Below are 21,697 nucleotides of genomic sequence, written 5' to 3'. Positions count from 1 at the left end.
ACTATAATAATACAGTAAGTACGGTATGATTGCAATAATGAATTATTGCGCCGGCCCCCGACGTCGTTTGAACGCCATAGTACGAGAACACCTCTATCACGACACAAAGCCCCCGGGTTAATAATCATTAACCCGGGGGCCAGCTCATTTAACTCAATTTACAGCGCCGGACTTGCACCACCGTCAATATTAACGGCTACGCCTGTTATATATGAAGCAAGATCTGAACACAGGAAAGTGATTACATTGGCGGCTTCTGTCGTTTCACCGATTCTTCCAAGTGGGGTATTGTCATGACCTGTCGTCGCAAACTCCTCCCATGAAAGTTCAGGTGCCTGCCGCTGCCACATCTTCTCGATCTGATCACTGCGTATCAGACCGATGCACACTGCGTTTACACGTATATTATACTTTCCTAGATCTTTGCTCATTGCCTTGGTCATCGACAATCCTGCACTTCTTGAAACTGCTGTCGGCAGTGTTGATGCTCCGGGTGCTTTGCCGGCAATGGCCGTCAAGTTCAATATTGCTCCGCCGTTTTCTTTCAGATGCGGCAGAGCAGCTTTGGACATTTTTACAGCTGACATCAATTTCAGATTGAGGTCGCCTTCCCAGTCACTGACTTCAATATCTTCAAAGCTTTCTGCAAACGCACCGCCGGCATTGTTGACCAGAACATCCAGACGGCCGAATTTATCAATGACCGCATTAATGATTGTTTCACCGGCACCTGCTTCCGTCACGTCCTGTACAATGTACTCAACTTTACCGTAGGCACTGAGCTCTTTTTGCGCCTTCACCAGGGCTTCTTCACCTCTTGCGACCAGCATCACTTTCGCACCCAGCTTTAACATCTCTTCTGCAGTCTGTCTGCCGATGCCTTTACTCGATCCTGTAATGACAACCGCTTTACCTTCATAACCAAAATCCATGAAAATCCCCCTTGATCATTGTCTTTGATATTAAGTTATCATTTTACTCACGGGACTGGTAGTTTTATGATTCAAGATTGACGTTATGATATACGTTCGACACGTCTTCCAGATCATCAAGCGCATCGACCAGTTTTTCAAACTGCTCCCGGTCTGCGCTGTCCAGTGCCACTTCATTTTGTGCAAGCATGGACTGCTCAGCGACTTCATATTCGCCAACACCCATTTCATCCAGTGCACTTTTTATTTCATGGAAACTTTGCGGATCACCATAGACGACGGTGAATTCATTTTCCGTTGTGACATCATTGACGTCCACATCGTTTTCCATGAGATACACAAGCACTTCTTCACTGTCGAATTCTGTAAAGACGAATACTGAAACGGAATCGAACATATAGCTGACAGCACCGCTCACGCCCATATTGCCGCCATTTTTACCAAAAGCGGCCCTGACATCTGAAGCTGTCCTGTTCACATTGTTCGTCAGTGCATCAACAATGAGCATGGAGCCGTTTGGACCGAAACCTTCATAGCGCAGTTCATCAAAAGTTTCATCGTCTCCGCCTTTGGCTTTATCAATGGCCTTGTCCACGATATGCTTTGGGATGGAATATGTTTTTGCGCGGTCGAGTACAGCCCTCAGTGCCTGGTTTGTTTCCGGATCCGGCTCGCCTTTACGCGCCGCCACATATATTTCACGGCCGAACTTTGCATAAATCCTGCTTGTATTCTGATCCTTCTGTGCTTTCTTTTCCTTTATATTGTTCCATTTTCTACCCATTATTTCATCTTCTCTCTTCAAAAGTTCTCATATAATATAACATTAATCACCTGTTATTTCCAAAACGGCGGTATAACTGCAGTATACGTTTGATCAGGATGATCAAATCTATGAATAAATTAAAACCCATCACACGGGCATTTCTGTACTTATTGTTCTTCATCCTGTTGAAATCATACATGGTGAATCCGAGATACAACAGCAGACCGACGATTGTAATTGCGAATGCCAGCCAGTCCAGCTGGATGAAAAAGTTCAGTAAAGAGGAAAATATCAGTATCAGCAGAGCCATGAACAAATATTTTCCCCATGAAGATATATCCTTCAGATAAAAATAACCGATAATACCAAAAAATATAAAGACTGCGACTGCGATCATGACCACCTGATAAAAGGTCCGGGCATCGAACTGATTGATAAACCCTTCAAATGTTCCAAATGAGACAAGACCGATCAGGACAGCATAAATATGACTGAGTATCGGGCCCGATCTGTTGAACCCCCTCACAAAGAATGAAATCATTATTATTGCAAAAAGCGTCATTGATAATGTCGGCCGCCACTCTTCGGGTAAAAATTGCCCAAAGTAGGTACCTATACCGAATATCACCCAGTAATATAAGAAGTATAACCATACCTTTCCATGATCTTTTATCATTTTCATCACCTCTTAAAATTTTCTATAAGTTCACATACCCTGCATGGACATGTTAATGCATTTTGAGTAATTATATAATAAAATATTTCAATTATGACAAAAAGCCCTCCAATATTTAAATTATATTACAATTCGATTACATCGCTCATATTCGAGATAAATTTTGATATTATTATAATGTACTAAATGTGCATACATAAAACATACATAAACAGTCATACATATATAATTTTTTATACTATGGAGGATAACATTTCATGAAAAAGGTAATCACAGCGTTGACAGCGACAGCTGCAATTTCTACATATGCGTTTGCCCAGGATGCAGAAGCATCTTCACACACTGTCAAAGGCGGAGACACACTATGGTCTATCGCTCAAAAGAACAATGTTTCAGTCGCTCAATTAAAATCCTGGAACAACTTGTCATCCGACTTGATTCTTGTAAATCAGAGCCTGAAAGTTTCTGGTTCATCAAGCTCAAGCAATTCAAGCAGCAGCTCTTCAAGTTCATCAACATCAAGTTCTTCAAACACTTCAAGTTCATCAAGTGCTTCAAGTTCAAACACTTCAACCGGTGGTTCGTACACGGTAAAATCCGGTGATACTTTAAGCAGTATCGCACGTGCCAACGGAATGAATTACAGAACTTTAATGAGCATCAACAATATTTCAGGTCATATCATTCACCCTGGACAAACGTTGAAGCTGAGCTCAAACGCTTCATCATCAAGCAGCTCTTCAAGCTCAAGTTCTAACGCTTCTTCAAATTCTGACAACAGCTCAAGTGCATCAAGCAACTCGAATTCAAGTTCAAGCTACAATGCACCGGCTCCAAGCAGTGCTACATCATGGGGCACTAACTGGTACTACTGGGGAGACTGCACATGGTATGCATTCGAACGCCGTAAGCAGCTCGGCAAACCTGTCGGCAACAGCTGGGGCAATGCGAGCAACTGGGCCGGCCAGGCAAGATCAGCAGGCTACAGTGTGAACAACACCCCTTCAGTAGGTGCAATCATTCAGGCGCATGCATGGACAAACAATGCATGGGGCATGGGACACGTCGGTGTTGTTGAAAGAATCAACCCGGACGGATCGATCCTGATTTCTGAAATGAACTTTGGCACAGGCAAAGGTGTTAAAGCTCACAGAACACTGAGTGCTTCTCAGGCAGCAAACCACAATTTCATCCATTAATATATAAAACGAGAGAATTTACTAAAATGTAAATTCTCTCGTTTTTTCTATTCTCTATTCTCATGACGGCTGATGATCATTTCAACCTGGTAAATTCTATTGACCAGGGCATGCAGCGGTGCCTGGGTGAATATATATATGCCCCATGGCAGGTTTGGCTCGAAATCATGCAGAGCCATGATGAACTCATCCCGGTTGCCGAGCCTTCTGAATTCAAGTCTTGAAATTTTATTCGGCTGTTTTTTTGATAATATGCCACCGGTAATCTGATAGAGTTCAATATCATCCACACTTTCCTCTGCATCATAAGTTGCAACGAGAACCGGTTTTTCCACATTTGTAACATAGATTTTATACTGTCCGTTTTCAGAGACTACATTGATTACATTGTATAAAATCTCATTCAGCCATTCAAAATAGTAATTTGCCACTCTTTTGACCGTCCAGCCCTCAGGCAGCGGCGCTTTCTGGATACTCCTCACATTATTATAATCAGAAGATTTATAAGATAGATTTTTGCCATACCGTTTGACCGGTGTTTCAGTCACCTCTACAGGTATACCGTAGGCGCGGAGAATCTTCACAGTCTTACCCGAGCTGATTTCATCAGCGACATAGATCATCTGCTCAACATCATTCAACTTGGCAGCCCGTCCGATATTATCTGCAATCAATGAATATATATCATGAAACTTTCCCTGCGTCATACGGTTCAGTCTCATGATCGGATCTTCAAAAAATATGACAATATCAATGTCTTCGAGGGCTTCTTCCACTTCAGGCAGGATGAACAGATCCTTTTTCAACAGAGTGATATCCAGATTGTCATCTTCCTGATTCTGGCTTGAGAATGCGAACAGATTATAATCAGACTTTAATTCTCTGTATAAGTTCTTCCCGATTCTTCCGCTTATGCCCATCAACAAAACGTTTTTCAAAAAATCATTCCTTCCCGCATCAGCCTTATGCCACATATCTTCCTTGCATCATGACGATAATAATTAACATTACCATTAAAATGATGCCTATAAACACAAATGGTATATCAAAATATGTCGTGAAAATACCTGAAGAATATGAACCGAAAACCGAGCCAATGGAAAAGAATGCATAAAAGATGCCGTTGGCTTTACCACGTTCATATATTTCCGTATTCTCCGCAATGATCTTATTCATCGACGGGAATATCAGTGCGAAACCCGCCCCGTAAATGATCATCACTGCCAAAACCACTGATTGGTTTGGCGCAAAATGAAGTATCACCATTGCCATGCTGACTATGAAGATACCGAGCATCACCAGTTTCATGGATTTTATTTTGCTGTAGATCACATTAATCCTCGTCGCAAAAACAATGATTGCCGTCAGGCCGAAGACGGACAGCAGCATACCCGTAATATGATCCTCAAGCCCTATCAGGTTCACTTTGATCGGCAGACCGAAAGCAAGCGAACCATTTGCCACCATCAATGTAAATGATGAAATATAAGCAATGATCAGAGACGGACGTGATAACAGTTTCCGGTAACTCGTCACATTATGAAAAGTCCTCTCTTCTTTGCTCATACTTTCTTTAATGGTAAATATCACCAGCAGTATGCCGACGATATATATACAGCCGAGTACAAAATAAACGGTCTGATAAGTCGCCAGGCTCGAAATGATACCGCCGAGTGCAGGTCCGAGCACTGCTGCCGACCCTATGGATACACCTGTTAATGCCATGGAACGGCCGATCGCTTCACGTCTAGATAAGTCGGCAATCAGGCTGAATGCAACAGGCGTCAGCATACCCGCTGAAAACCCATGGACCACCCTGAGGAACATTAAAGCTCCCACTGAATCTATAAGCGAATATGTCATTAAAGCAACGATATTCACCGCCATACCGGCCATCAAAATATTTCTACGGCCGATTTTATCTGACAGATATCCGCCTGAAACGTTACCGATCAGGTTGAAAAATGAATATGTAGCCACTATTACCCCGGCAACATACTCTGTAGCCCCGAGGGAAAATGCGAATGGCGTAATAATGGGTAACTCTATGAATAAATCAAGAAAACAAATAAAGACAACAACAAACAATAATCTGCTCATGAAAACCACTTTCTCCGTATGATAGATACATCATCCATTATAACTGAATTAAGGGTATAAGTATTTCAAAACAGCTTAATCAAAAACAAAGAAAAAGCTTAAGAAAGATCTTAAGCTTTTTTGAAAGTCTATGCTTTATTCATTTTCTGTTCATATGCATCAATGATGGCCGCTACAGCACCGTCTCCGGTAATATTCGCTGCAGTACCGAAGCTGTCCTGCGCCATGTAAAGTGCGATCATGAATGCAACTGCCGCTTCATTGAATCCAAGGTTGGCCATCAGCACACCACTTGCTGCCATGATGGCTCCGCCAGGTACACCCGGTGCTGCAATCATTACGATGCCGAGCAGCAGAATAGTCCCTAATATTTCAAAGAACCCGGGCATGCTGTAATCCGGCAATACTGTCATTACCGCGATCGAACAGCTGATGATCGTGATCGTACTTCCCGACAGGTGTATGTTCGCACAGAGCGGCACTACGAAGTCGGCTATACGGTTACGTATACCGTTTTCCTTAACCCGTTTGAGTGTCACCGGAATCGTTGCTGCACTGCTCATCGTACCGAGAGCTGTAAAGTAGGCCGGCAGCATCGTCTTGATCATGACAAATGGATTTTTACCGAGTGCCAGACCCGCAATGGTATATTGAATGGTAATCCATACCCAGTGAAGCAGGATTGCGACCAAGAGCACGACACCGAATACTGCGAGTGTATCGAACACTGTACCTGTCGCCGCCATGCCGGCAAATACCCCGGCGATATAGAATGGCAGAATATTGATGATCACTTTTTCGATGACATACTCGGTAATCACCTTGCCGTCATCCACCCATTTCTTCATCGTATCCGTCCTGGTCACTGTGATGACGATACCGATCGCAAATGCCAGAACAAGCGCTGATAAAATATCCATGACCGGCGGAATATCAAATTCAAAAAATGGAGTCAGTTCCGTACCCTCTTCCGGGACAGATTCGTTGCCTGTAATGCGCGGCATTACCAATATCGCAACAAAATATGCCAAGAGACCCGCACCGATAGTCGATATGTAGGCAACCCCCAGCGTCGATGCCACCACTTTCCCGGAGCCGCCCGTAATTCTTGAAATACCCGAGGCGATAAAGAATAGAATGATGAAAGGGATCGTAAAGAAGATGATTGCCCCCAAAATTGCCTCACCTGTTACAAAAAGACGCGCCAGAAATTCAAAGAAGGTTCCCCCGAAAGCATAGTACAATGAACCTACTGTAATACCAATTAAAATACCTGCAATAAGCCTGATGATTAACTTCAAAATATTTCCCCCTTATTAGAGCTTAAGTCGATTATACATTATACAATCTAAATATAAATAAAAATTCATGAATTTATGAAAAGGTTTTCGTAACTTTTTCCACCTTGTCAGATGAACACTTTTTCATAGGCAACATACCAGTCTTTGAGGTTTTCATCCAGGTTCAGCTGACCTTTGAATTCATAGCCGTTCTTTTCAAACTGGTATTGCATCTTTTTATTTTCAAGTGCAGTATCTGTATGTATGCCTTTGATCCCTTCTGCAATTAACAGCGTTTCGATTTCCTTCATCATCCCGGAAGCAATGCCTTGACCCTGGAATTCCGGGTCGACGGCCATCCTGTGAAGCGCTCTGGAATCGGACCGCGTCAGCTCCCAGGGGATATCATCGTACGGATAGGGGTGTTTATCATCGACGACCGCAAAACCTTTGATGCGGTCATCCTCCTCACATACATACAATGATCCGTCTTCAACATCCTCCCTGAACCTTTCCTCGTTCGGATATTTATCCGACCACTGGCCGTTGCCCGATGCCTGCATGATCGGGACGACTTTTTCCTTAATTTTCAAAATATCTGGCAGATCCTCAACTGACGCTTTTCTTAAACACATATTCAACACTCCATGTTTTTTCGAATATTTATATCAATCCATCTATTTTTTTTGATAATCCTATTGTATAATGTAATTATCTATTATAGTAGAGGGGAATTGTAGAATGTTTAAATTTGATAAAGACACAATCCCTTATCACATCTCAAACTTGGTATTTTATTTATTTGCACTGGCATTTCTGGGCTTTTTATTTTACTTTGCATTTCTGCCGCCTCTGGTCGAAGTGACCACCGCTGAAATGTTTGCCAACTTCGGGTTCGGAGAAGCCGTGGGGATATTCTTCTTCCTCATAGTCATCATCATACCGCTGCTGGTTTTATACGGAGCCGTATATCACGCGTACAAATTGATCACTTACAATAAAAGCAGTAAAACAGCTGCTGAATAATAGTTTTTGGGATGGGAAAAGGGAAAAGTGCTTAAAGCTCAGGCTTTAAGCACTTTTATTTATCTGTTATTGATCGTTTCCGGAGATATATCATGCTCCATCAGCCTTTTATCCGCCATCTCTTCATACTTGGTCCCCGCACGGCCGTAGTTGCAGTACGGATCGATCGATATGCCGCCTCTCGGTGTGAACTTGCCCCATACTTCGATATAACGTGGGTCCATCAGCCCGATCAGGTCATCCATGATCATATTGACGCTCGACTCATGGAACCCGCCGTGATTCCTGTAGCTGAACAAGTAGAGCTTCAGCGATTTTGATTCCACCATCTTGACGTCCGGTATATAGGAAATGTAAATCGTCGCAAAGTCCGGCTGGTTTGTAATCGGACAGAGTGTTGTAAATTCCGGACAGTTGAATTTGACGAAGTAATCCCGCCCCGGAAATTTATTGTCAAATGTCTCCAGAACTTCAGGGTCATAATCAAAGCTGTATTTGACCTCCTGGCTGCCGAGCAATGTTAAATCTTCAGTATTTTCTCCTGACATATTATCCCGCCTTCTAAATAGTAAATAAAAAAAGTCATGTCCTCTTCTAAGGCACATGACTTCATATGTGTGTCTTAGTTTTTTATAGAGGGTTTGGAGCTAAGAACCTCTTTTATATCCGCTTTGATATTATACTATATTCCTGATACATATGACAATGCCGTCCGCCTACACGCCCTGTCTGTTGCTCCAGAGCAGTGTGTGCAGCTGCGGCAGCACTCTGACGTTGTTCATACGGCTGTCGTTCATCGTCATATCGACGAGCTTTTCATACCGGCTGAGCAGTTTTTCCGTGTGATTGTCCACACTTTCACCGTCGAGATACGGGTTGCCGACCTGAAGGTAGAATGCTTTGTCCGGATATCTTCTATGCATGTCGGCAGCATACTCGAAATCTTCCTCATCAAATATGACAATCTTCAAGTTATATGATGTTTCACTTTCATCGAGTTTCGTGAATATATACTCGAGCCTGCCATAATCGGTTTCCATACCTGAACTCGGCGGCTTCGGACTGATCGTGACATCATCGATCAGCTGCAGCCAGTCCTGATACATTGACCCCTGCGTCTCGACCGCGAGCTGAATCCCTTTCTCCTTCGCCTGTTCGACGAATGCCTGAAGGTTTTTAAGGAGCAATGGGTTGCCTCCGGAAATCGTCACATGATTATAGTTGTTTTCAGCCAGTGTATCGAGTGATTCGAATATGTCATCTGCAGACATCATGCGGATATTCTCTTTCTGACTGCCGTCCCATGTAAACTTGGAATCACACCAGCTGCACTGATAGTCACATCCGGCAGTTCTGACGAACATCGTCTTCTGTCCGATGACGGCACCTTCACCCTGGAATGTCGGGCCGAAAATTTCCAATACAGGTATTTTCATCATTCATCTTTCTCCTTCGGTCTGTACACAACATAGCTTGTCGGTGTTTCCCTCAGTATGATCTGCAGGCATTGCAACTCATTTTCTTGTTCTTCTTTTATATATTTGTCCACCATCTCATAGATCACTTTCGCCAGTGTTTCAGAAGTCGGCGGTATTTCGCTGAAAGCTTCATGTTCATTCAGCAGTCTGTGATCGAACGCCTCCATGATGAGATTTTTCAGCGCAGAAAAGTTCACCAGGAAACCGAGTTCATCCAGTGTATCCCCGACGATTGTAATATTCACATGATATGTATGACCGTGAACCCTCTCACATTTTCCCGCTCTTTTATCAGGGATGAAATGTGCTGCTGAAAAGTTGAGATCTTTATTCAGTTCGTATTCGTAATCATGAACAGGTATCGGATACATCATGACTATCCCCTCTTTCATTCAAATATTCCTCGAGACCTTTATGCCTCAATTCACAGGCCGGGCATTCCCCGCAGCCGTCGCCGATGACACCTTCGTAGCATGTCAGCGTGTTCTCTCTGACATAGTCCAGCCTGCCAAGTTCATCGGCCAGTGCCCATGTTTCCTTCTTATCAAGCCACATCAAGGGCGTCTCTATAATAAAGTCCTCATCCATCGCCAGGTTCGCTGTGATGTTCATCGACTTGACGAATATATCACGGCAGTCCGGATAGCCGCTGAAATCCGTCTGGCATACACCCGTCATGATTGTGCCCGCCTTGATCTGGTAGGCAAGTGCTGTCGCAAATGACAGAAATATCATATTCCTCGCCGGAACAAATGTATTCGGGATGCCTTTGTCATCATCCTCTATCGCCATATCGTGCGACGTCAGTGCATTCGGACTGAGCTGGGACAACAGCTCCATGTCCAGCACATGATGTTTCAATTTGTGTTCTTCTGCAATCTTTTTGGCGACATCAATTTCGAGTGCGTGCCTCTGGCCGTACATGAAAGTGACGAGCTCGACTGCTTCATAGTTTTCCATGGCATAGAACATGCAGGTCGTCGAATCCTGGCCGCCGGAAAAAACGACTAATGCTTTTTTATGATCCATAATCCACCGTTCCTTTAAACATTCATTAATTATTAAATTTTAACAGTTTCAGCACGATTTAGCCATGAGTGTCACAATTATATAACAATAATTCCATACAATCGACTTCATAAAACTTATTGATTTTGATATAATTGTTAATTGTATTAACTATCAGGTATAACCTGCAATTATAAATGATAGGTGGAATAGACAATGGAATATCGAGTATTACTTTATTATTACTACACTGATATCGCCGACCCTGACGGCTTGAGCAGGGAGCATTTGAGAATCTGTAAAGATATGAATCTGAAAGGCAGAATCCTGATCGCCAATGAAGGGATCAACGGCACAGTATCAGGCACCGCAGAAGACACTGACAAATACCGTCAGTACATGGAAAATCATCCATTATTCAAAGGTTTGACTTTCAAAGTTGACGAAGCAGACGGACACGCATTTAAGAAGATGCATGTAAGACCGCGTCCCGAGCTTGTGAACCTGAGTCTGGAAGATGACATCAACCCACATGAAATCACAGGAGATTATCTGTCTCCCGCTGAATTCTATGAAGAGATGCAGCGTGAAGATACAGTCGTCCTGGATGTCCGCAACACTTATGAATATGACGTCGGTCATTTCAGAGGCGCCATCCGTCCGGAAGTCGATACTTTCAGGGACACACCGGAATGGGTACGCGAAAACCGTGAACTGTTCGAAGGTAAAAAAGTGCTGACATACTGCACAGGCGGCATACGTTGTGAAAAATTCTCAGGCTGGTTGAAGCGTGAAGGATTTGAAGATGTCGGCCAGCTCCACGGCGGCATCGCATCATACGGCAAGGATCCGGTCGCAAAAGGCCAGCTTTGGGACGGTATGATGTATGTCTTCGATGAGAGGCTGACAGTGCCCGTCAACCAGGTGGAACACAATATCGTCGGAAGAGATCACTATGACGGCACACCTTGCGAAAGATATATAAACTGTGCAAATCCCGAATGCAACGCCCAGATCATCGCTTCAGAAGAAAATGAAGCATACCATTTAGGCGGATGCTCACTGGAGTGCGCAGAACATTCACGCAACCGCTATATCGTGAAAAATGAATTATCCAAAGAATACGTGGAAACACGACTTGAAGAATTAAGAAATTCAGACTTCGCTGATTTCGATATGATCGGCGACTACAAAGGTTAATACAAAAGATTGAGATGAAGAGCCCCTGCGGGCTCTTTTTTGTTTGGTGGGATTGGCTGAAATGCTGCAGCAGGGCCTTCGGTTGTTCAGTTAGATACGATTACATCCCTATCTGCACAGGAGACGGCCGCTCTCCGTTGCAAAATCTCCAAAATAAAGAGCAGGTCCGCTTCTCATTACGCGGCCTACTCTTCAGTTTCCATCTTCGCCTCTTTCTTACGGCGCCGGTTTTCTTTTATTTTCACGATATAAATACTGATTTCATATAACACAATCATCGGTGTCACTGTAATCATATGTGTGAAAAAATCCGGCGGGGCTATGAGTGCTGTAATGACCAGCAGTGCGAAATAGACATACAGCCGCACGTTTTTCATGATGACCGAATCAAGGAGTTCAATATGATGCAGGAACAAGACGATGATCGGCAGCTGGAATATCAGACCGAACGGCATCGTGGTAATCAGCAAAAATGACATGTACTCATCGGCTGTGACAAGTACATCAAAGTTCTGCTGGCCCATCTGAATCAGAAAGTAATAACTGATCGGATGGACGACAAAGTATCCGAATGAAATCCCGAGTAAAAATAAACCCATCATCAGCGGGAAGTATGATTTTAGAAACTTCGTCTCCTTCTCCACAAGCCCCGGGCTCATAAACTGCCATAAATAATAACAGATGAACGGGAGACTCAGACCGATGCCGAGTGATCCTGCCGTCCTCAAGTAGAAACGGATGACTTCAAACGGCCCCCGGACAATCAGGTCATGTCCTTTTGTCAGATAAGGGAACCAGAACTGTATCGTTAAAAATATAAGAGTAAAAAATATAATGAATACTACCACTGTTTTTATCAGGACGCCCCGCAGATCGTCCAGATGCTCGACCAGCGTGGCATCCGGCTGATCTGCTGTTACACGGCGCCGCTTTTTTGTCTTTGCTATTCCGTCGTCAGTAATCTGCTGCAGTGTCTGTTTACGTTTATTATTATCTTCTTCACTCACAAATATTCACCTCTGTCATAAAAACAGGAGATTTCCAGTTTTAAATCAGTCATTCTGAGCGTCTTTGAAATTGACGATGACCCTTCCACGTATCTGCCCCTCCAGTATTTGTTTCAATGTGTCGGGCAATTCATTCAGCGTTATCTCATTGACGATATCATCTGTGAGTTTGGACGGTTTTAAGTCCGTTGCCAGTCTGTCCCATATTTTCTTTCTGCCTTCCATAGGATACTTGACAGAATCCACTCCGATCCACTGGATGCTTCTTGAAATGAAAGGTAAGACCGTCGTCTGTACATCCACGCCGCCGACCAGTCCGCATGTCGCCACATAGCCGCCATAGTCCAGACTGCTTAAAATGTACTGTGTCGTTTTACCGCCGATCGGGTCGATCGCTGCTATCCACTGTCTTTTTCGTATAGATTTCTGATCCTCATCAAATATTTCTTCCCTGTGGATCACCCGCCTGGCACCGATTGATTTCAAATATTGCGCTTCTTCAGTGTGGCCCGTACTCGCCTCAACATGATATCCGAGATCATCAAGCATGTTGACCGATAAGCTGCCGACACCTCCGCTCGCTCCTGCCACCAGCACTTTGCCGTCCTCAGGCTTCAGCCCATTCTGCTCCAGCTTATCAATCGACAGCGCTGCAGTAAAACCTGCCGTCCCGAGCGTCATCGCCTCTCTCAAAGTCAATCCTTCAGGCAGAGGAACAAGCCATTTCGACGGTATTCTCGCCATCTCACTGAATCCGCCGAAATTACGGATTCCTATATAATAGCTTGTCGCAAGCACCTGGTCTCCCGGTTTAAATTTCTCACTTACGGATTCAACCACTTCACCGGCAAGGTCGATTCCCGGGACCATTGGAAATTTCTCTGCAAACTGTCCCTTGACCGCGATCAAGGCATCTTTGTAATTCACACTTGAATAATGGACCTTGATCAATACATCCCCTGCTGTCAGTTGATCAGTCGTCAGTGTCTTTATGGACATTTCCGGATCGCCGTTCACTTTCTCTACTACCAATGCATCAAAGTCGCTCATAATCGTCCACCCCTTTAATAATAATTACTCTGCATTTTCATCCGTCACTTTAGTATCTGCCATTAAATCATGCAGTGCACGCTTATCTTTCCGTGTAATCATCATTACACCCGACAGTAATAAAAACAATCCAAATGTCAGAGTATATACAACTAATATAAACAGTTCCCTTTTAATCATCACCGGCCATGTAACATCCTGGCCGTTAACATGTGTAATACGTATGCCGAGCAGCCGTTTTCCAATCGACCATCCATACCATATCACCGGCAGGGTGATCATATAGACTGTAACAATCAGTAACATGAATAAATTGAATATGAAATTCGCTCTTGGTTCTATGACAAAATCATAGCCAACAGTAAAACTTAATAAAAATACGATAGGCACACCGATAATCAGTCCGTCTATCAGACGGGCAAAAAACCGCTGCCATAATTTTGCCGGAAAAATCAAGGTTTGTCCTCCTGTGTACTTGCTTGCATCTGTTGATTATACATTAAATCAATCGAGCTTTTCCAAATTGATACTTTGCACCCCTATGACATCAACAATGTCACCTTCTTCAATGGTCATGAGAAATGACTCTCTGCCGCCTTCCTCAGCGTTTCCGACAGCGTTTCTTGAAGTCACATATGCCTCGGCATGAGAAGTCTCTACATAACCCACCCGCTCTGCCTCTTGTGATGTAATCCGGTAGTCGCCCGCTTCAATATCATGACCGGCAACATGCATGCCTGCAGGCAGTTCATCGTCATACTCTTCAGATACCGGCGTCAACGTGAAGCTGTCATCATTGGTCACTTCCATCGTATCTCCCTCACTCAAATAGACCAGTAACTCTGTAGGATAATCGGCAAAATCTTCACTGCTCTCTTCATTTATCAGTGCTTCACCGGCAACATATCTGTCCTCTTCATTATAGATGCTCAAGTAAGCACCATATTCCGAAGACGTTGTAATACTGTAACGGCCGGGTACTATATCATCTCCGACTGTATAATCGCCTTCCTCTATCGTTGTCTCTTCCCCTTCACCGTATAAATGACTGTAATCGAATGTTTCGTACATGGGATCGGTTTCTTCATCACTTTCCTCAGCCGCTTCCCCATCTGGTTCTTCCTGTGGAACTTCTTCATCAGTCGTTTCCTCTTCGACTTCAGCATTCTCTTCATCCGCTGTTTCATCATCTGAATTTTCTTCGCCGGTTTCTGCTTCTTCCGACGAAGATCCCAGTCCCAGAGCATTGTTTATATCATCTGCAAGTTCATCAAACGGATTGCTGCAGGCCATCAGTATGATACTGCTGAAGACCAGTACAGCCGTCAGACGCATTTGTTTCATTTTCATAGGTAGCTCCTTTTTTCTTTTTAAGATTATGTTACCACATTCGCATATTTGACAGCGGTAAAATTTATAATTAACAACCCTCAATTTTATTATATAATAAAAGCAACAGAAAATTTAGGGGGATGACCATGACATTCGATGAATATGTAGAAAATATAGATGATAAATGGAAAGACAGCTTTTTAAAGACATGGAATACGGTAGAAGAGCATCTGCCTGACGGCTTCATAGTGGATGTACAGCACGGCATGCCCGGATTCTCTGTTCCAAAATCCACTTATCCAGAAGGGTATCACGTCGATCAGACACCGCTCCCCTTCATCGGTATAGCGGCTCAAAAACGCCATCTCGCGGTCTACCATATGGGCATATACCGCGATGAGGAATTATATGAATGGTTCGTCAATGAATATCCGAAGCATATGAACACTAAACTGAATATGGGAAAGAGCTGCATACGTTTCACCAATCCAAAAAAAGTGCCGTATGAACTGCTGGGTGAACTCGCAGAAAAAACGACCGTTGAAGAATGGATAGAATTATATGAATCACGTTTGAAGTGATTTCATGGCAATAAAGCCCATCTGCCTGAATAAAAAATAACGCTCAACATGAAGAAAGCACCATCTGCTTGTGACTTCAGATGGTGCTTTTATATATAAAAATCATTGGATGTTTTGTTTATAATCATATTATATAATAAAACGACAAACCATCATGTGATTATAATCACAAAAATCAGCTTCATATCAATTTATATTTTCCAAACCTGCTTCAACCGCAATTTCAAGTTCATCCGCCTGTCTTTCAGTACCGGCGATAAATCGTTTTAAAGCTTCAAACTTCCTCTCTGCATCTCTATATCCCTGCATATACAGTTCCTTCAGTTTATACTGGTCTTTTTCGATCCGGCTGGCAAGAAGCGGCAATTCCGGCTGAATCACAAATATTTTTCCCTGTGCTTCAAGACGGTCGATCAGATTCATCGTATTATTATAAGTGATGTGTCTGTCTTTCAGCATTTTAATAAGTTTGGGCTTTGCTTTGAACAGTCTCCTGTAAAACCAGTTCAGACGAGTCGGCGCTTTCCTGTATCCAACATTCCTTGTTAAAATCACAACATTTTTAAACAGTCCCCGTTCAAGTAACGGTTCTATAAGAAGCGGGTTGGAAACACCGCCGTCCATCAACTCCTGCCCTTTATAAGCTACACTCGGTGCGAGTACGGGCAGAGAACATGAAGCCCTGGTAATCAGGTTCAGCTCTTCCAATGAATCAAATCGATCATGGTATACCGCTTCACCCGTGTTAATATTTGTTGTTCCGATAATCAGTTCCGCAGCAGATTTCTTCATTGATTGAAAATCCAGAGGAAATAATCTTGTCGGTATGTCATCAAAAATATAATTCATATTAAACAGTTCTTTGTCCTTAAGCATTCGGAAAATGGATATGGCCTCCCTATTATTACTCAGGTGGCTCAACATATCGAAATTCCTTTCCTTCTGCTTTGATATGTAGGATCCCGCGATTACTGCACCTGAAGATGCAGCAGCTACACTTTTAAACTCCAGACCCTCTTTCAGAAATAAATCGAGAACGCCAACAGAATATGCACTGCGCATTCCTCCGCCTTCTATCATCAATCCGGCGTCCAAATTCAAAGTTCATCCCTCCTGAAGTTGATGATTCAATTGTATCATCCTCACCTGAATTCTTTTGTGTCCACACCCTGATGACAGTTGTCTTTTTAAGCTTTCTCATTATATTCCATAATCTCTTTTACAAGCATCTGAAAATATTCATGATCAATTTCATGTACTGTCCGGACTTTTATATGCTTCATATTTTCACCGGATCCTTCAAACAGGCCTTTTGTGTCTTTATCCGCTATTTTTCCACCTTTGTGTATACCGAAATTGACATGGTGTTTTGCCGCCTGAAGATAGACTGCCAGACCTTTATAAGAATAGTTTGGCATCCCCCATTTAAGTTCTTCATTCAATTCATCGGAAGTTTCCAAAACGAGTCCACGCAGCTGTTTTGTAATTTCTTTGATTTCCCCGGATAAATCCTCAATATACACATCCACTTTTTCAGAAGTCATATTTCCACTCATGGTCTCCCTCCTCTTTAATTTTAAGAATAACAAAAAAGAACCGGAACACACATAAGTATGCTCCGATTCCATTTTGATTCTGTAATATTATGCTTCTGCGTTCCAGCGTAAAACAGGCTTACGTGAAGCTCTTGTTTCATCCAGACGTTTTACAGAAGTTTTGTGTGGTGCACTGTGGATAATATCCTGATTATTTTCAGTTTCATCAGCAATCTGGTTCATCGTGTCTATGAAGTGATCTAAAGTCTCTTTAGATTCAGTTTCAGTAGGCTCAATCATCAGCGCTTCATCTACAATTAACGGGAAGTAAACGGTAGGCGGGTGAATATCGAAGTCCATCAGACGTTTTGCGATATCCAATGTCGTTACACCTTGTTTCTTCTGTTTGTTTCCGGAAATTACGAATTCGTGTTTACAGTGCTGAGTGAATGGCAGTTCGTATCTGTCTTCAACACCGCGCATGATGTAGTTGGCATTCAGCACAGCGCTTTCGCTGACTTTCTTAAGTCCTTCTGCACCAAGTGTACGGATGTACGTGTATGCACGAACATTGATTCCGAAGTTTCCGTAATAAGTTTTTACCATGCCGATCGACTGTGGAAGATCGTAGTCAAAATCATAGACGCCGTCTTTTTCAGTTACGACAGGCTTAGGCAGGAACGGTTTCAGTTCTTCTGTTACACCGATAGGGCCTGAACCAGGACCGCCGCCGCCGTGCGGGCCGGTGAATGTCTTATGCAGATTTAAGTGTACTGCGTCGAAGCCCATATCGCCAGGACGAGTGTAACCCATGATAGCGTTCAGGTTGGCACCGTCATAGTACATTTTACCGCCCGCTTCATGGACGATTTCTGACATTTCAGCGATCTGAGTTTCAAACAGACCCAGTGTATTAGGGTTTGTCAGCATAAGAGCTGCTGTATTTTCGTTAACCACTTTCTTCAGGTCTTCAACGTCGACAAGACCTTTATTGTTTGATTTAACTTCAACCACTTTAAATCCAGCTACAGCTGCAGATGATGGGTTGGTACCGTGAGCGGAGTCAGGTACGATCACTTCGTTACGGTGTGATTCACCATTTGCTTCATGGAAAGCCTTAAAGATCATCAATGCTGTCCACTCACCCTGTGAACCGGCAGCCGGCTGCAGTGTGATTTCATCCATTCCAGTAATTTCCTCAAGGTGTACCTGAAGATCGTACATCATTTCTAGAGCACCCTGGATTGTGCTTGTATCCTGATAAGGATGGATGTGACTGAATCCTGGTAATCTTACAACGTCTTCATTGATTACCGGGTTGTATTTCATCGTACATGATCCAAGTGGATAGAATCCGGATAAAATACCGAAGTTGCGGTTGGATAATCCAGTATAGTGACGCATTAATTCCAATTCATCAACTTCAGGAAGGTTTGGCTGTACTTTACGGACGTAAGATTCGCCAACCTCTTCTTCCAGATTCACTTCCGGAACATCAAGCGCCGGCAGGTTGTAACCGTTTCTGCCTTCTTTACTGCGTTCAAAAATTAATGGAAAGTTCTCATTAGCCATTATTGATATCCCCCATTTCTTTTACAAATGCATCGATCTCTTCTTTAGAGCGGATTTCAGTAGTAGCTATCAACATATGATTTTCGAATTCAGGATATACTCTGCCCAGGTCGAACCCGCCGACAAATCCTTTTTCAAATAACTTTTTATTAACCTCTGATACCGGTTTTGAAAGTTTAACTACAATCTCATTAAAGTATGCTCCGCTGAATGCAGCTGAAAGGTTTGCCTCAGCCAGCTGATTTTTAGTATATCTAGCTTTTTGCATGTTTAATTCAGACATTTCTTTAACACCATTCTTACCAAGTGCACTCATTGCAGCTGAACTTGCCACTGCGTTCAATGCCTGGTTGGATGTGATGTTTGAAGTCGCCTTCTCACGTCTGATATGCTGTTCCCTTGTCTGAAGAACCAATACGAAACCGCGCTGACCGTCCTCGTCGACTGTTTCACCAACGAAACGTCCAGGCACTTTACGCATTAATTTTTTCGTTGTAGCGAAGTAACCACAGTGTGGTCCACCGAACTGTGCAGGGATACCGAATACTTGTGTATCGCCAACAACGATATCAGCACCGAATTCTCCCGGAGGAGTCAAGTAACCGAGTGCTAACGGGTTGCTTGAGACAACGAACATAGATTTAGGCTGTTTTTCAACAATTTCATTTATTTTTTCAAGCGGCTCAATCTGACCAAGGAAGTTAGGATACTGGACAATGACTGCCGCAGTGTCTTCATCATGTTCTTTTTCTAAATGGTCAAGATCTGTTCTGCCGTCTTTAAGGTCGAGCTCCACCACTTCAAGGTCTTTACCTTTTGCTGCCGTTTTTACCAACTGACGGTGTTCAGGGTGGACAGCAGATGAAATGAGTATTTTCTTTTTCTTTGTTTGGCCGGCACTCAGGTTTACAGCTTCAACAACTGCTGTACCACCATCATAGAGTGACGAGTTTACAATAGGCATAGCTGTAATCTCAGAAATCATTGTTTGGAATTCGAACATGGCCTGCAGTTCACCCTGCGTCATTTCCGGCTGATATGGCGTATATGAAGTATAGAACTCCTGCCTTGAAATAACATGGTCAACTACTGATGGGATGAAGTGATCGTATACACCGGCACCCAAAAACGAAGTGTACTCTGTCAAGTTAGCGTTCTTTGCCGCCATTTTAGTGAGTTCCTGCTTTAATTCATACTCACTGGTAGGTTTTTTAAGCTGTAATTCTCTGCCCAGTCTGACTTTTTCAGGAATATCTGAAAAGAGTTCGTCTGTGGACTTTGCACCGATTTTTTCAAGCATTTCTGCTTTATCAGTTTCAGTAACTGGTAAATAACGAAAATCCATTAAAATTTCCTCCTTATTTATCTTTAAAGATAATCTAATTTCTGTACTGATTAGTTTATGCCATACATTGACCATTATAAATGATTTCTTAGAGATTAACAATTTTTTCACAATAAAAAGCTTACAAACTTACACAACAACAAAACTTAAATACTTTTACACTAATATCATTGCTGACTGAATGTGATAAAATGATGGGAGAAACAAAATGGTTTTGGGCAATACTTGACGGCTGGACCATGACAAAGCGTAATTTCAAGCATATATTTCGAAATGCCGATTCTTTGTTGATGAGCACACCTGTCGAGAATAATTTGTGGCTGACAATCACATGGTTTGGCGGGTTGCTGATTGTATCATTCGTCAGTGCCATCATCGTCTTTAAAAAGCGCAAGAATAATTAATTAATTTAAATCCCCCTGAAAGAAATGATAGATTATTTAAAAGCGATGCTTAGTATGATTTACTCCTTGATAAAAAGTTTCTCCCAACTAAACATCGCCATTTCTTCATATTGTAATTTTATTTAATGTTTATAATTTTCAACTATAGATATTCTTTCGATGCCCCACCTGCACTGCCGGTACGAGCAGCTGATTATCCATTAACCTTTACACTTCCCATTCAGAGCTCTGCTTTGTTTCCAGGGAGCATCTGTACCATTTGTATTTCATTACAACACGAAAAGACACGGATTATAATTCATCAGGAAACACAAATCCTCTTTCCTGTTTCAGTGTTTTTTCAATTCCTTCCAAAACTGCTTTAATATCCGATGGGTTGGAAATCTCGTATTTATCAATATCCAGATTATACACAGGTGATATTTCCTTTCCCTGATATTCTTTTATAAATTCATTTTCGTAAATGTCATAAAGTTCTTGATAGTATTGATACAATCTTGGATCGCCTTCAATCTGCTCATATGATCTGCCGCGCTTTTTTATTCTCCTTATCGCTTCTTCAAAAGATCCGTGTACAAATACCAGCAGATCGGGGGACTTTTTAAAGACAACCTGTTGTTCATACAGATCATGAATTTCTTCCATCATATTTTCGTGCAGTTCCAAATAAGTATCTTATTCCGCTTCATCCATGGAGCCATTTTCATACTGCAGCCTGGCAAATACCATCGCATCCTCATAAATGGAACGGTCGAGCACCGTATTCGGATGGTTCATCGCTTCTTTGAGAGCTTTAAACCGATGGTTTAGGAAATATACCTGGAGATGGAAGCTGTATCTCTTTGGTTCTTCATAAAATTTCGCAAGGAAAGGGTTCCCTTCCACTTTCTCTATCAGCAGCTCGGTACCGAAATGTTCGGCAATCACCGCGCCCCATGCTGTTTTCCCTGCACCTATTGTGCCTGCTAATGTTATCAATTCTTTTTCCTCCTATATATCTTTCATACAAACAATAAACGGGCTCCTTAACATATTTTTAGAAAGGAGCCTGACATTCAAATATTTGTATCACTGTTTCATTCAGCATTTTGTCTGTATTGACACCATTGTCAAGTTTATCTGAATGGCCACTGATTTTCCAGACAGACTTTGTATCAATCTCGTATTTTCCTGTTATAATATTTCCTGGAACATATACGATGATCA

The 21,697-nt window shown here is 42.7% G+C and carries 25 protein-coding genes, 1 pseudogene and 1 riboswitch; of the genes and pseudogenes, 5 read left to right on the top strand and 21 right to left on the bottom strand.

Features of this window, described 5'->3' with window-relative positions:
* Positions 1-158 precede the first annotated feature (158 nt).
* From BLR15_RS05245 to BLR15_RS14225, 4 genes are all read right to left on the bottom strand, one after another.
* Positions 159-932: an SDR family NAD(P)-dependent oxidoreductase gene (locus BLR15_RS05245; protein WP_092985392.1), complete on the bottom strand. Its 774-nt coding sequence runs from the start codon at positions 930-932 to the stop codon at positions 159-161.
* A gap of 64 nt (positions 933-996) precedes the next feature.
* Positions 997-1,716, bottom strand: a complete 720-nt coding sequence (locus tag BLR15_RS05240) for a YebC/PmpR family DNA-binding transcriptional regulator (protein WP_092985390.1) — start codon at positions 1,714-1,716, stop codon at positions 997-999.
* A gap of 46 nt (positions 1,717-1,762) precedes the next feature.
* A complete protein-coding gene (locus BLR15_RS05235; RefSeq protein ID WP_245696615.1) occupies positions 1,763-2,374 on the bottom strand; it encodes a Bax inhibitor-1/YccA family protein in 612 nt (203 codons plus the stop codon).
* Positions 2,375-2,822: 448 nt separating this feature from the next.
* On the bottom strand, positions 2,823-3,005 hold the full coding sequence (locus tag BLR15_RS14225; protein WP_245696630.1) for a hypothetical protein: 183 nt from the start codon (positions 3,003-3,005) through the stop codon (positions 2,823-2,825).
* A 4-nt stretch (positions 3,006-3,009) separates the two neighbouring features.
* On the opposite strand from BLR15_RS14225, the gene BLR15_RS14220 reads away from it, so the two are divergent.
* The gene (locus BLR15_RS14220; protein ID WP_245696626.1) at positions 3,010-3,573 is read left to right on the top strand and encodes a CHAP domain-containing protein; all 564 of its coding nucleotides are present in this window, start codon (positions 3,010-3,012) and stop codon (positions 3,571-3,573) included.
* Between the two features lie 47 nt (positions 3,574-3,620).
* Here BLR15_RS14220 and BLR15_RS05225 read toward each other — a convergent pair whose 3' ends face one another.
* From BLR15_RS05225 to BLR15_RS05210, 4 genes are all read right to left on the bottom strand, one after another.
* Positions 3,621-4,511 carry a Rossmann-fold NAD(P)-binding domain-containing protein gene (locus tag BLR15_RS05225; protein ID WP_092985531.1) on the bottom strand — a complete coding sequence of 297 codons (891 nt, stop codon included), beginning with the start codon at positions 4,509-4,511 and terminating at the stop codon, positions 3,621-3,623.
* Positions 4,512-4,536: 25 nt separating this feature from the next.
* Complete coding sequence (locus BLR15_RS05220; protein ID WP_281182357.1) at positions 4,537-5,682, bottom strand: MFS transporter; 1,146 nt, start codon at positions 5,680-5,682, stop codon at positions 4,537-4,539.
* A 119-nt stretch (positions 5,683-5,801) separates the two neighbouring features.
* Positions 5,802-6,974: a dicarboxylate/amino acid:cation symporter gene (locus BLR15_RS05215; RefSeq protein ID WP_092985382.1), complete on the bottom strand. Its 1,173-nt coding sequence runs from the start codon at positions 6,972-6,974 to the stop codon at positions 5,802-5,804.
* 107 nt (positions 6,975-7,081) lie between these two features.
* On the bottom strand, positions 7,082-7,588 hold the full coding sequence (locus BLR15_RS05210; protein WP_092985380.1) for a GNAT family N-acetyltransferase: 507 nt from the start codon (positions 7,586-7,588) through the stop codon (positions 7,082-7,084).
* 106 nt (positions 7,589-7,694) lie between these two features.
* Here BLR15_RS05210 and BLR15_RS05205 point away from each other — a divergent pair, with 106 nt between their 5' ends.
* Complete coding sequence (locus BLR15_RS05205) at positions 7,695-7,979, top strand: hypothetical protein (RefSeq protein WP_092985378.1); 285 nt, start codon at positions 7,695-7,697, stop codon at positions 7,977-7,979.
* A gap of 59 nt (positions 7,980-8,038) precedes the next feature.
* Here BLR15_RS05205 and queF read toward each other — a convergent pair whose 3' ends face one another.
* From queF to queC, 4 genes are all read right to left on the bottom strand, one after another.
* Positions 8,039-8,527, bottom strand: coding sequence for a preQ(1) synthase (gene queF, locus BLR15_RS05200; protein WP_092985376.1), 489 nt, complete (start codon positions 8,525-8,527; stop codon positions 8,039-8,041).
* Between the two features lie 68 nt (positions 8,528-8,595).
* Positions 8,596-8,643, bottom strand: a riboswitch (PreQ1 riboswitch).
* Positions 8,644-8,695: 52 nt separating this feature from the next.
* Positions 8,696-9,418: a 7-carboxy-7-deazaguanine synthase QueE gene (queE, locus tag BLR15_RS05195; RefSeq protein ID WP_092985374.1), complete on the bottom strand. Its 723-nt coding sequence runs from the start codon at positions 9,416-9,418 to the stop codon at positions 8,696-8,698.
* A complete protein-coding gene (gene queD, locus BLR15_RS05190; protein ID WP_092985529.1) occupies positions 9,415-9,828 on the bottom strand; it encodes a 6-carboxytetrahydropterin synthase QueD in 414 nt (137 codons plus the stop codon). The genes queE and queD overlap by 4 nt, the downstream gene beginning before the upstream one ends.
* A complete protein-coding gene (queC, locus tag BLR15_RS05185) occupies positions 9,806-10,489 on the bottom strand; it encodes a 7-cyano-7-deazaguanine synthase QueC (protein WP_331465671.1) in 684 nt (227 codons plus the stop codon). Before queC ends, queD begins: the two co-directional genes overlap by 23 nt.
* A gap of 192 nt (positions 10,490-10,681) precedes the next feature.
* On the opposite strand from queC, the gene trhO reads away from it, so the two are divergent.
* Positions 10,682-11,665 carry an oxygen-dependent tRNA uridine(34) hydroxylase TrhO gene (gene trhO / locus BLR15_RS05180; RefSeq protein ID WP_092985370.1) on the top strand — a complete coding sequence of 328 codons (984 nt, stop codon included), beginning with the start codon at positions 10,682-10,684 and terminating at the stop codon, positions 11,663-11,665.
* Between the two features lie 185 nt (positions 11,666-11,850).
* Here trhO and tatC read toward each other — a convergent pair whose 3' ends face one another.
* Genes tatC through BLR15_RS05160 form a run of 4 tightly spaced genes read right to left on the bottom strand, consistent with a single transcriptional unit; the run spans position 11,851 to position 15,072 of the window.
* The gene (gene tatC / locus BLR15_RS05175; RefSeq protein ID WP_092985368.1) at positions 11,851-12,672 is read right to left on the bottom strand and encodes a twin-arginine translocase subunit TatC; all 822 of its coding nucleotides are present in this window, start codon (positions 12,670-12,672) and stop codon (positions 11,851-11,853) included.
* A 45-nt stretch (positions 12,673-12,717) separates the two neighbouring features.
* On the bottom strand, positions 12,718-13,722 hold the full coding sequence (locus tag BLR15_RS05170) for an acrylyl-CoA reductase family protein (RefSeq protein WP_176754066.1): 1,005 nt from the start codon (positions 13,720-13,722) through the stop codon (positions 12,718-12,720).
* 24 nt (positions 13,723-13,746) lie between these two features.
* A complete protein-coding gene (locus tag BLR15_RS05165) occupies positions 13,747-14,178 on the bottom strand; it encodes an RDD family protein (RefSeq protein ID WP_092985364.1) in 432 nt (143 codons plus the stop codon).
* A gap of 48 nt (positions 14,179-14,226) precedes the next feature.
* The gene (locus tag BLR15_RS05160; RefSeq protein WP_092985362.1) at positions 14,227-15,072 is read right to left on the bottom strand and encodes a hypothetical protein; all 846 of its coding nucleotides are present in this window, start codon (positions 15,070-15,072) and stop codon (positions 14,227-14,229) included.
* Between the two features lie 128 nt (positions 15,073-15,200).
* Here BLR15_RS05160 and BLR15_RS05155 point away from each other — a divergent pair, with 128 nt between their 5' ends.
* Positions 15,201-15,635: a DUF1801 domain-containing protein gene (locus BLR15_RS05155; RefSeq protein WP_176754065.1), complete on the top strand. Its 435-nt coding sequence runs from the start codon at positions 15,201-15,203 to the stop codon at positions 15,633-15,635.
* 186 nt (positions 15,636-15,821) lie between these two features.
* Here BLR15_RS05155 and BLR15_RS05150 read toward each other — a convergent pair whose 3' ends face one another.
* From BLR15_RS05150 to gcvPA, 4 genes are all read right to left on the bottom strand, one after another.
* Complete coding sequence (locus tag BLR15_RS05150) at positions 15,822-16,736, bottom strand: patatin-like phospholipase family protein (RefSeq protein WP_092985358.1); 915 nt, start codon at positions 16,734-16,736, stop codon at positions 15,822-15,824.
* A gap of 86 nt (positions 16,737-16,822) precedes the next feature.
* Entirely contained in the window at positions 16,823-17,191 is a 369-nt protein-coding gene (locus BLR15_RS05145; protein ID WP_176754064.1) for a DUF1801 domain-containing protein, read from the bottom strand.
* 87 nt (positions 17,192-17,278) lie between these two features.
* The gene (gcvPB, locus tag BLR15_RS05140; protein WP_092985353.1) at positions 17,279-18,742 is read right to left on the bottom strand and encodes an aminomethyl-transferring glycine dehydrogenase subunit GcvPB; all 1,464 of its coding nucleotides are present in this window, start codon (positions 18,740-18,742) and stop codon (positions 17,279-17,281) included.
* Positions 18,735-20,087 (bottom strand): aminomethyl-transferring glycine dehydrogenase subunit GcvPA, encoded by a 1,353-nt coding sequence (gcvPA, locus tag BLR15_RS05135; RefSeq protein WP_092985351.1) that lies wholly within the window; start codon positions 20,085-20,087, stop codon positions 18,735-18,737. Before gcvPA ends, gcvPB begins: the two co-directional genes overlap by 8 nt.
* 194 nt (positions 20,088-20,281) lie before the next feature.
* On the opposite strand from gcvPA, the gene BLR15_RS05130 reads away from it, so the two are divergent.
* A complete protein-coding gene (locus tag BLR15_RS05130; protein WP_092985349.1) occupies positions 20,282-20,491 on the top strand; it encodes a hypothetical protein in 210 nt (69 codons plus the stop codon).
* Between the two features lie 291 nt (positions 20,492-20,782).
* Here the strand turns inward: BLR15_RS05130 and BLR15_RS05125 are convergent.
* A pseudogene (locus BLR15_RS05125) lies at positions 20,783-21,469 on the bottom strand (deoxynucleoside kinase).
* Positions 21,470-21,697 lie beyond the last annotated feature (228 nt).

The sequence above is a fragment of the Lacicoccus qingdaonensis genome (assembly GCF_900101075.1).
Lineage (GTDB): Bacteria > Bacillota > Bacilli > Staphylococcales > Salinicoccaceae > Lacicoccus > Lacicoccus qingdaonensis.
Note: the sequence above shows the minus strand (reverse complement) of the source record. Positions and strands in the feature narration are given on the sequence as shown.